Source organism: Streptomyces sp. NPDC031064 (genome assembly GCF_055570965.1).
In genome coordinates, this window is sequence record NZ_JBVIGF010000001.1 from 1,024,717 (window position 1) to 1,036,313 (window position 11,597).

Here is an 11,597-nt window from a genome sequence, read left to right on the forward strand (position 1 = left end):
CTATGGTCACCACTGGCTGGTGCGTGGACCACCTGGGAGCGGCGGGGGTTGGTGTGGAGTCGGACGACACAGGTGCGGACGACCTCACCCTCGACGTCGTCCGACTGCTCGCGGAGGAGGCGCCGCTCCACCGTTTCGACGAGCTGCTGCACCAGTCCCACCAGCACGGGCTGAGCGCTCGCGACCACGACCGGCTCGCACAGGCTGTGGCCATGGCCCGTGGCATACGGGAGTCCGCCGTACACGCACGGCGCCGCGAGGCCGGCGTCGTGGCGCTGATCGACTCGGCGACGGAATTCATGGCGGCCACCGACCTGGATCAGCTCTCCCGGTCCATCGCGGTCCAGGCGCGCCGCCTGCTCGGCCTGGACCTCGCCTACATCACCGCGCCCACCGGCGACGCGGGCTGGTGCGTGCACACGTCCGTGGGCGAGACCACCGCCATGAACGTGGGATTGGCGGTGCCCGTCGGCCACGGCCTCGGGGCGCTCGTACATGACCGTACGGCGCCGTTCTGGACCCCTGACTACCTCGGGGACCAGCGCATTCAGCACTCCGAGCACGTCGACGAGGTGGTCCGGGCCGAGGGACTACAGGCGATCATCGCCGTCCCGCTCGGTCCCGGGGACGACCGGTTCGGAGCCCTTTACGGGGCCGAGCGGAAGATCCGTCACTTCCATCCCGACGAGGTGGGCCTGTTCCGCTCCCTCGCGGAGCTCGCGGGCGTGGCGATCGAAGGCGTCAGGCGCCTGGAACGGACCCGGAACGAAACCCGGGAACTCCTCCGCGAGCAGGCCTCCCTGCGCTCCCGCCTCTCCCGGTCGGCTGCCTGGGAGGAGGTCATGACCCGGCTCACCGGCGCCGCGTTGAAGGGAGAGGACCCCCAGGCGCTCGCGGAGGCCGCGGGAACGATCCTGGGAGGAACCGTCTCGGTGCGGGACGACGTCGGCCGATGGCTCGTCGCTCCGGATGGGGCATCGGACGGGGACGAGGCCTCGCTCGCCCAGGCGTCGATCGACGCGCACGCCACGGGGGAGCCCGTCGCGCTCGGCGACGGTCACTGGGCCGCCGCGATCAGCGCCGGCGGAGAGAACCTTGGCCTGCTGGTGCTGTCCGATCCGGATCGCCGGTCGGCGGTGGACCGGGGCCTGCTGACGGCCGCCGCGCAAGCCGTCGGCATCTCGCTGGTCCTCCAGCGCGACACCACCGCGGCGGAGGGCGCCGTCCGGAGCGAACTGCTGGACGCCCTGCTCACCACCCCGGCGAACGCGGCCCGCCCATTGCAGGCACGGGCCGGACGGCTCGGCCTCGAACCGGCCGGCGAGTACGTGGTGGTCGTGGCCCGGCCGGAAGGGGACCTCGGCCGCGCCGCCGTCTGGGCGTCCTCCTACGCCTACCGGATGGCGGGTCTGAACACCGTTCACGACGGCTGCATCGTGCTGCTGCTGCCGGGCGCGGACGCCTCCGCGATGGCACGCTCCGTGTCCGGCGAGCTGTCGCCCCTGGTTCCCCGGCCGGTGTCGGTGGGGGCGGCGGGGCCCGCGGCCGGCATCTCGGCCGCCGCCGAACTGTACGACGAGGCGCTGCGCTGCCTGGAGGCCATCACGGCCCTCCGGGGCCCAGGAGGTGCGGCGGCGACCGAGGACCTGGGGTTCCTGGGGCTTCTTCTCGCCGACAGCACCAACGTCGAGGGCTTCGTGTCCTCGACGATCGGCCCCGTCCTGGCGTACGACTCCGAACGGGGCACCGAGCTCACCGCGACGCTGGCGGCGTACTTCGAGGCGGGCGGCAGCCCGAGCCGGGCGGCCAGTGCGCTGCACCTGCACGCCAACAGCGTGTTCCGCCGCCTCGGCCGCGTGACGGAACTCCTGGGCCCGGACTGGCAGCAGCCCCGCCGGGCACTGGAGATACAGCTCGCCCTCCAGTTGCAGCAGACCAAGCAGATGCTGATCCGGCGCCAGGGCACCGGACGCCAGGACTGACGAGCCCCGAGCCGCCCGGTCGCGGCCGACCGGCCCGGACGGAGACGGGCCGCGCCCCGTACGCGTACCGCTGGACGCTGCACTGCCGGTGACGCCGGGTCAGGAGGACGCGGGCAGTTCGGCACTGCACGTCGCGCGGCCGAACTCGCCCGAGGCGGTGGCGCGCTGGACCTGCTTGCCGCGGATGGCGAGGGTGCAGCTCGCCCGGCCGCCCTTCTCGCCGAGGGTGATGCTGATGATCGGCGACTTGCCGATGGGCACGCTCACCGTCTTCGTCCAGGGCAGCCGGGCGTTCCTGGCCACGTCCGCCTTGCTGCTTCCGCTCGTCCCGAAGTACGTGATGTCGGCGGTGCCCTCGCCCAGCACCTCGTACCGCACCTCGGCGCTCGGCACCGCGCGCGGGGCGGGCTTCTTCTCCTCCGTGTCGAGTACGCCATAGCCGACCAGCCCGCCACAGGCGGCGAGCAGCACGGCGCCTATCGCGACGCCCTTCCTGTCAAGTCCCTTGGAATCGGCCATGGGGGTCCTCCCGTGAATGCGCGGAACTGCGGAACCGGGCGGTTATACACCCTGGTTGCGCGGCCTGGCGAGTGAGCGGATCAATGGGGTCCAAATACCCCCTGTTGACACGTGCCGACGGTCCGAAATGTCGTCGTGTTTGACGGGGCGTCATCTCTGTGCTTGATAATCCGCCCGCTGCCGGCAGGGGCCGTCTGACCTGCGGGTGGTGAGAGACGCACGGCCGGTCGGGAATTCCCCGTCCGGCCAGATCTGTGTGCCCTTGTTCCTTGCGCGGGAATGGGGGCCGAGGAAAGGGATTGGCTTGAAAGTGAGATACGGGAGATTCGTCTCCTGCCTCGCGGTGGCCGCGTTGGCGAGCACGATGCTGCCACATATGGCCCACGCCGCCCCCGTTTCAGAGGGGGACGACGAGGGAATCGTCGACGCCTTCGCGGGCTGGTTCTCGGACGACGGAGAGGAGTCCGGGCCCGGCGAGTCGAGCACGGGCGGGACGCCGACACTGCCGAGCCGCGAGAAACTGCCGACGGGCAAGGCGGCCGCGAAGGCGAAGCGCGTCAAGGAGCTGACCGGGCAGCGCACCGCGAACGCCCGGTACTGGCAGCTCTCCGACGGCCGTGTGCAGGCCGAGGTTTCGGCGGTGCCGACCGCCTACCGGGCCGGGAAGTCCTGGAAGGACCTCGATCCGGCGATCGCGCCCACCGACCGCGCCGGCTTCGCTTTCGCCAACACCACCAACGTCGCGCGGAGCTGGTTCGGTACCGACGCGCGGCAACTGCTGCGGTTCGAGAGCGCGGACGGTCACGCGGTCACCCTGGGCCTGGAGGGCGCCGGGAAGCTCACGCCGACGGCCAAGGGCAACACCGTCACGTACAAGGACGCCGTACCCGGCGCGGACCTCTCCTACGAGGTGGGTCCCGGGCGGGTGAAGGAGAACATCGTCCTGGCCCAGCGACCCGCCGGCCCGGTGACCTTCACCTTCACCCTCGACACCGGCGGCCTCACGCCGAAGGCCGGCGAGGACGGCTCGGTCCGCTTCTACGGCGAGGGCAAGGACCCGGCGCTGGTGATCCCGGCCGCGTTCATGGCCGATGCGAAGAAGGACGCGGAATCACCGTACGGGACCGCCTACAGCACCGCCGTCGAGCAGAAGCTCGTCCGCCACGGCAAGGGCTGGAAACTGCGCGTCACCCCGGACGCGAAGTGGCTGGCCGCCAAGGAGCGGCAGTACCCCGTCACCATCGACCCGACGATCGCGATCGCACCGACGCCGACCACGGCGCAGGACGTCATGATCTCCTCCGACGGCCCGGCGTCGAACTACGACCAGAACTGGCGGCTGTCGGTCGGCAACACCAGCACCGGCGCCTCGCGGGCGCTGCTGAAGTTCCCGCTGAGCGGCGTCCCGGCCGGCACCAAACTGGACTCCGCCGACCTGAAGCTCTACTTCGACCAGACGCACACCACGGGAGACTCCGAGGTGCGGCTGGAGGCGCACCGCGCCACCGGCGAGTGGTCGGAGTCGTCGGCGACGTGGAACAGTGCCGGCGCCCTCACCGGTGAGCTGTCCGGTACCTCCGTCCTCGTCGACGACGGCGACACGGGCACCACGGCCGCCAAGGGCGCCTGGCCCGCCTCCGGGAACACGACGTACACGCAGTACGCGGTCAACAAGGACTACCTGTACAACAAGGACTCGGTCGCGGGTGACACGTACACCTGGCAGCCCAGCCTCCCCGAGGACGGCGACTACCAGGTCGAGGCGCACTACGTCCCCGCCTCGGACCGTGCCACCAGCGCCCCCTACACCGTCACCTACAACGGCGGCAGCAAGACCTACACCGTCAACCAGCAGGCCGGCTCGGCGGGCGTGTGGAAGACACTGGGCACCCACCCCTTCAAGGCGGGCACCCTCGGCAAGGTCGTCCTCGGTGACGGCCCCGCCTCCACAACCACATCGGTGATCGCCGACGCGGTCCGGCTCACCAAGGGCGGTGTGGTCACCAAGAAGCCCGGCGAGCTGAACACCTGGCACACCTTCCCGGTGACCAAGACCGTGCAGTCGTGGGTGGACGGTACGAACACCAACCACGGCTTCGTGGTCAAGGCCGGCGACGAGTCGGCCAACGGCCCCAAGGGCGGCCCGCGCTACGAGGGCAGCGAGTTCGGGTACGGCGGTGAGACCGTCAACTACCCCCGGCTGGTGCTGACCTACGGGCGCCCCGGTGTCGACCTCGCGGCCCCGACGACGATCCACGACACGGGCGCGGAGCTGAGCTGGTCGGCGTACGCCGATCCTTCGGCCGCCACGTCCGACGACATCGTCGAGTACCAGGTGCACCGCTCCATCAACCAGACGTTCACGCCCTCCTCGGCCACGCTGGTCTCCCCCGTCGCGCCCGGGACGACGGCGTTCACGGACACCACGGCGGTGCCGACGAAGGCGGACGACCCGGATCCGTTCGGCCGGGCGTACTACTACATGATCGCGGTGAAGACCAAGGACGGGCAGGTCACCGCGGCTCCGACGCAGTTGGTCCGGCTGCCGAAGGCCGGGCGGACCACGCGGGTGATCGAAGCCGCGCAGGACACCACCCTCTCCTCGGCCGAGTCCACCACCCCCCACGACACGATCCAGGACGGCGTACCGCAGAACTGGATCACCGTCGGCAACAATTCGCCGACGTACGGGAAGACCCGCACCCTGCTGAAGTTCCCGGCGCTCGGCATCCCGACGACGGCCCGGGTGCTGGACGCGAAGGTACGGCTGTGGGGCACCCAGACGACCCAGGACGCGGCCGGCGCGAGCTATGAGCTGCGCGGCCTCACCCGGGACTTCGACGAGGCGACCGCCACGTGGGTGAAGGCCGACGCCGCCACCAACTGGACGACGGCCGGTGGTGACTTCAGCGCGTCCGTCGCCGCGACGACGGGCCAGAAGACGAACGACCCGGCCCGGCACGACTGGAACGTGACCTCCCTGGCCCAGGGCTGGGTGACCACGCCCGCCTCCCAGCAGGGTGTGATCATCAAGATGGCCGACGAGGCCACCGCGCAGGAGCGGACCGTCTTCCTCTCCTCCGAGGGCGCGGAGCAGCGGCTCCGCCCGAAGATGGTGGTCACGTACATCGACTCGACGACCGAGTCGACGTACTACGCGCCGCAGACCCCGGCGCGGATGACCCCCAACACCACCTACACGGTGGACTTCACCCTCACCAACACCACGACCGCGACGTGGAAGGCTACCGACCAGGTCCTCACCTACAAGTGGGCCCTGCCGGACGGCACCGGCGTCACCGGCGGCGGCAACCCGATCCACACCGCCCTGCCGAGCGACGTGGCGCCCGGTGACTCCGTCACCCTCCAGGCACAGGTCCAGACCCCGATCAACTCCGACTCGGGCAACAAGCGCACCGACTACGTCCTGACCTGGGACGTCTTCAACAAGACGGCCTCGACCTGGGCTTCGGGCACGGACGGCATACCCGGCCTGAAGCAGAACGTGGCGGTGGAGGACCCGACCTCCAACCAGCTCGGCCTGGAGAAGTTCTACTCCTACACGGGCAAGAACACCGGCGCCGGGTCGACCGTCATGAACAACCTGGCGGCGGGCAACGGCGTCTGGTCGTACAACGCGTTCTCCAACCCGGGCCGCGGGCTCAGCACCTTCGCCCGCTTCTCGTACAACACGCTGGACACCTCCGACACGGTGCTGGGGCACGGCTGGTCGGGCCAGCTCGCCGGGCCGGTCCGGCTCGGCGCGCGGCTGGAGTTCCACCCCAAGCCGCACCCGACCGAGATCAAGCTCCCGGACGGCGACGGCACCACCCACGTCTTCCGCAAGCAGGACGACGGATCGTGGAAGGCCCCGGCGGGCGTCCACTACAAGGTCGACGCCAAGCCGGGTCTGGACTGCACCCCCGACAAGGACGCGGTCCCGGACGCGTGGACGCTGACCCGCCCCGACGGGACGCGGTTCCTGTTCGGCTGCGACGGCTACATGACGTCGGTGGTCGACAAGAACGGCAACACCCAGACGTACACGTACGAGGAGCGGAGGTCCGGCGGCAAGCCGGCCCGGTTCCTCAAGTACATCACCGATCCGGCGGGCCGGCAGTCGCTGACGCTGGAGTACTACGCCAAGGGTGAGGCTGCCACGAAGGTCGTCGACCACGTCAAGTCGGTGACCGACATCTCGGGGCGCAAGCTCACCTTCGAGTACTCGGACCAGGGGCTGCTGACGAAGCTCACCGACGGCGCGGGCTCGTCCCAGCCGAAGGTGTTCGCCTTCGAGTACGACGCCGTCCAGGGCAACAAGAACGTCAAGCTGGTCAAGGTCACCGACCCGCGCCAGAACTCGACGGGCCTCGCGTACTACTTCCCGAAGGAGGGCGACGACCCGAAGTACCACTGGTGGACGCAGACCATCACCGACCGTCTCCAGGGCACCACGAAGTTCTCGTACGCGGTGAACGCCACGAACCCGAAGTTCACCGACGCCAAGGTCACCGACGCCGAGAACCATGTGACCAACTACGTGGCGGACGACTACGGCCGTCCGGTGCGGATCACCAACGCCAAGGCCCAGACCAGCACGATGAGCTGGGACGCGGACAACAACGTCACCTACCTGGAAGAGGCCAACGGCGCGAAGACCGCGTACTGCTACGACCAGAGGACGGGCTTCCCGCTCTGGTCCCGCGACGCCGAGAGCAACAAGTCGGGTGTCCCGGCCCCGAGTGAGTGCGCACCGGGCACCTACCCCGCCAACGCGACGAAGTTCGAGTACACACAGCGCCTCGACGGCTTCTCGGCGGACCTGTCGAAGAAGACCTCGCCCGAGGGCCGTGGCTGGCAGTTCGGCTACGACACCTACGGCAACCTGACCACGGTCACCGACCCCAAGGGCGTCGCGACCCCGACTGCCGGGGACTACACGACGTCGTACCAGTACGACGCCCACGGCCAGCTCACCAAGGCGACCGACCCGAACGGCAACGCGACCACCAACGGCGACTTCGGCCCGACCGGATACCCCAACACGATCACCGACGCGCTGCAGAAGTCGACCTTCTTCGTCTACGACGAGCGCGGCCAGGTCACCGAGGTCACGAACACCCAGGGCAAGAAGACCACGCAGACGTACGACACGTACGGCCGTCCGCTGGTCAACACCGTGCCGAAGGACCAGGCGAAGGGTGAGCTGATCACCTCGCCGGCCCCGGTGTACGACGCCAACAACAACATCACCACGTCGACCTCGCCGAACGGCGCGGTCTCCACGGCGGTGTACGACGCGGCGGACCAGATCGTCTCGGCCACCGCGCCCAAGGACACCGACACCCAGCGTCCCCGGACGTCGACGTACACCTACGACAAGGTCGGAAACCTCAAGACGACCACCGAGCCGAAGGGAACCGACACCACGGCGGACCCCAACGACTACATCACCACCAACAGCTACGACGCGATCTACCAGTTGACGTCGGTCGTCAACGCCGCCGGTGACAAGGTGTCGTACGAGTACGACAACGTCGGCAACATGGTCACGCTCATCGACCCGAAGAAGAACGCGACCGCCGACACCACCGACTTCACCTCCAAGACCGCCTACGACCTGAACCACCGGGTCACCGCGGTCACGGACGCGGCGGGCAAGACCAGCTCGACCAGGTACGACAAGGACTCCCTCGCCGTCGCGGCCAAGGACGCCGACGGCAACGAGACCCTGATCACCTACGACGAGCGCGGCCTGAGGACCGAGGTCAAGGTCCCGCACTCCGGTACCTCACCGGTCACGTACCGGACGACGAAGTTCGAGTACGACCAGGCGGGCAACAACACCCGGGTCATCACACCGCGTGGGGTGGCGACGGCCAACGCCGACGACTTCGCCATCCGGACCGAGTACGACAAGCTCAACCGCCCGGTGAAGCGGTTCCAGCCGTACGACCCGAACGACGGCCGCCACAACAAGAGCGACGTCTACACCGAGACGGTCTACGACGACCTCGGCCGCGTGGCCAAGACGTCGCTGCCGCCGTCCGAGGGCCAGACGGTACGCAACGACACCACCTACACGTACTACGACAACGGCTGGACCAAGTCGTCCACCGACCCGTGGGACATCGTCACCACGTACGACTACAACGCGCTGGGCCAGCAGACGTCCCGGACGCTGACCTCCGCCGGCGGCTCCTCGTCCCGCACGATGGGCTGGTCGTACTACCCCGACGGAAAGCTGAAGTCCCGTACGGACGACGGTGTGCCGGTGGGCAGCGCGGTGGTGCTGGTCGACAACTCCGACACCCAGCACACCTCGACGGCCGGGACTTGGACGAAGGGCAGCGTTTCCGGCCAGCAGGGCTACGACCACCAGGTCCACGCCGCCGGCGCGGGAACGGACTCCTTCACCTGGACCCTGAACATCCCGAAGGACGGCAGCTACACCGCCTATGTGAAGTACCCGCGGGTGACCGGGGCGGCCACGACCGCCAAGTACACGGTCACCAAGTCCGACGGCACCACGTCGGACGTCGTCAAGGACCAGAGCACCGGGGCCGGCACCTGGGTCCCGCTGGGCACCTACACCCTCACCCAGGGCAACAAGGCCAAGCTCCAGCTCTTCCAGAACAGCGGTGGCGCGGTCGTCGCCGACGCGGTCAAGCTCGTCCGCGACAACGCGGCCGACAGCGACTCCGAGAAGCGGACCTTCACCTACGGGTACGACCTGAACGCCAACCTGGTGTCGATCGACGACACCTCGTCGGGCACGAAGATCGACGCGTACACGATCGCGTACACCGGTCTCAACCAGCCGCAGAAGGTCACCGAGGCGCTCGCCGGTCAGGAGAAGAAGTCCACCTCCTACACCTATGACGCCAACGGGCAGCCGGAGACGGTCACCCACCCCAGCCAGTTCTCCAGGTACACGTACGACCTGCGCGAGCTGGTGAAGACGGTCTCGGTCGGCAAGTCGGCGACCGACACCAGCCCGAAGGTGTCCTCGTACACCTACACCGACCGGGCCCAGCGACTGAAGGAGACCAAGGCCAACGGCAACACCGTCGACTACACGTACTACCTCGACGGCGCCCTGAAGACCCAGAGCGAGAAGAAGCCCAACGGCACCCTGGTGTCGTCGCACACCTACGCCTACGACGCCAACGGCAACAAGGCGCAGGACGTGGCGAAGAAGATGAACGCCGACAACCACGCGGCGTACCTCGACTCCACCACGGACTACAGCTACGACCCGGCGAACCGGCTCACCAAGTCGGTGAAGACGGGCAACGGCGCGACGACCGAGACGTACGTCCACGACGACAACGCCAACGTCGTCAGCCAGACGGTCAAGGACATCACGTCGACGTACGACTACGACCGCAACCGGCTGCTGTCCACCACGACCTCCGGGGTCACGGCACAGCACAACTACGACCCCTTCGGCCGCCAGGAGTCCGTCACCAGCGGCGGCAAGGTCATCGAGCGGAGCGTGTACGACGGCTTCGACCACGTGGTGGAATCCCAGAAGACGGATGACGCCGGTGTGCTGAAGACGACGAAGTACACCTTCGACCCGCTGGACCGCACGTCCTCCAAGACGGCGGACGGCAAGACCACCGACTTCACCTACCTGGGTCTCTCCAGCGAGATCCTGGACGAAGAGGTGGCGGGCAAGCTGACCAAGTCGTACCAGTACAGCCCCTGGGGCGAGCGGCTGTCCCAGATCAAGCACAACACCGACGGGACGACCGAGGACGGCTTCTACGGCTACAACAGCCACACCGACGTCGAGACGCTGACCACCAAGGACGGCGACACCAAGGCGACGTACGGCTACACCGCGTACGGCGGCGACGACAAGAGCGAGTTCACCGGCATCGACAAGCCCGACGCCGCCGACCCGACGAAGGAGGCGTACAACCCGTACCGCTTCAACGCCAAGCGGTGGGACGCCCAGTCCGGTACGTACGACATGGGCTTCCGCGACTACAACCCGGGCCTCAACCGCTTCACCACCCGGGACATGTACAACGGCGCCCTCGCCGACATGGGCCTCGGCATCGATCCCTTCACCGGCAACCGCTACGCCTTCACCGGCGGCAACCCGATCAGCTTCATCGAGCTGGACGGCCACCGGCCGGTCGAGTGCAACGAGTCGGGCTACACCTGCACCATGAACAGCGGTGGTGGCTGGGACGTCTCGGTGAGGGAGGCCTCGCCGACCCGGGAGGCGGACTCCACCATGGTCACCGGTGAGGCCTCCTGCGTGGGAGGCATCGGCCACCTCTCGGACGCCTGCTACCTCCAGGACCGGTCGATGACCGCCGAGCACCAGTGGCTCCAGGGTCTGTCCGGCACCTACGGATCGGGGAAGGACCTCGACGTCTGGAGCAACTGGGACAGTGTCGCCCACGTCTGGGACCTCATCACCGGTAACAAGGAGGCGGACCAGAACAAGCACAAGGCCGATTTCGTCGCGGCCTACTCCGACACGATCAAGGCGGCAGCGGCCCACTACGACATCCCGGCCACGCTGCTGGCGGGTGTGGCGTACAACGAGGTATCGGGAGACCCGCCGCTCTGGGACGTCGGTGGTGAGACTCTCAGCGGCGACGCGGCGTCCTACGGCAACGTGAGTATGCAGATCCAGCTCGCGGCCGAGATGCTCGGCTACGACCCGGGCAGCATCACGTCGTACCAGCGGACCGAGATCAAGAACTCGCTCCAGGACAACGTCCAGAACATCTTCCTGTCGGCCAGGTATCTGTCCGTGGGTAGAGACAAGATCGCTCCCGGAAAGGGGGCCGGCAGTTTCACCTCGGGCGACCTGAGGAATGTAGGCGCCTGGTACAAGGGAGGGGCCGGCTTCTACGCCACCGACCCCGATTCCCAGGCCTATGGCGGACGGATCGTGAGCAACCAGTCCATGCTGTCCGGACTGCTCGGCTGACGGTCTAACCTCGCGGGGGGGGGGGGGGGGGCCCCCCCCCCCCCCCCCTCCCCCCCCCCCGGTCGGCCAAGACACAGCAGCGAGAAACAGAGAAAAAAAAAGGGGCCCGGTGGTCGTCTGCGTCATTGTCGACGGGT

The 11,597-nt window shown here is 68.5% G+C and carries 3 protein-coding genes; 2 read left to right on the forward strand and 1 reads right to left on the reverse strand.

Going from position 1 to position 11,597, the window contains the following annotated elements; genetic code table 11:
* Window positions 1–2: 2 nt before the first annotated feature.
* Window positions 3–1,982: a helix-turn-helix domain-containing protein gene (locus ACZ46W_RS04405; RefSeq protein ID WP_468331091.1), complete on the forward strand. Its 1,980-nt coding sequence runs from the start codon at window positions 3–5 to the stop codon at window positions 1,980–1,982.
* Window positions 1,983–2,081: 99 nt separating this feature from the next.
* Here the strand turns inward: ACZ46W_RS04405 and ACZ46W_RS04410 are convergent, their stop codons facing one another.
* Entirely contained in the window at window positions 2,082–2,501 is a 420-nt protein-coding gene (locus ACZ46W_RS04410) for a hypothetical protein (RefSeq protein ID WP_468331094.1), read from the reverse strand.
* 376 nt (window positions 2,502–2,877) lie between these two features.
* Here ACZ46W_RS04410 and ACZ46W_RS04415 point away from each other — a divergent pair, with 376 nt between their 5' ends.
* A complete protein-coding gene (locus tag ACZ46W_RS04415; RefSeq protein ID WP_468331097.1) occupies window positions 2,878–11,460 on the forward strand; it encodes a golvesin C-terminal-like domain-containing protein in 8,583 nt (2,860 codons plus the stop codon).
* Window positions 11,461–11,597 lie beyond the last annotated feature (137 nt).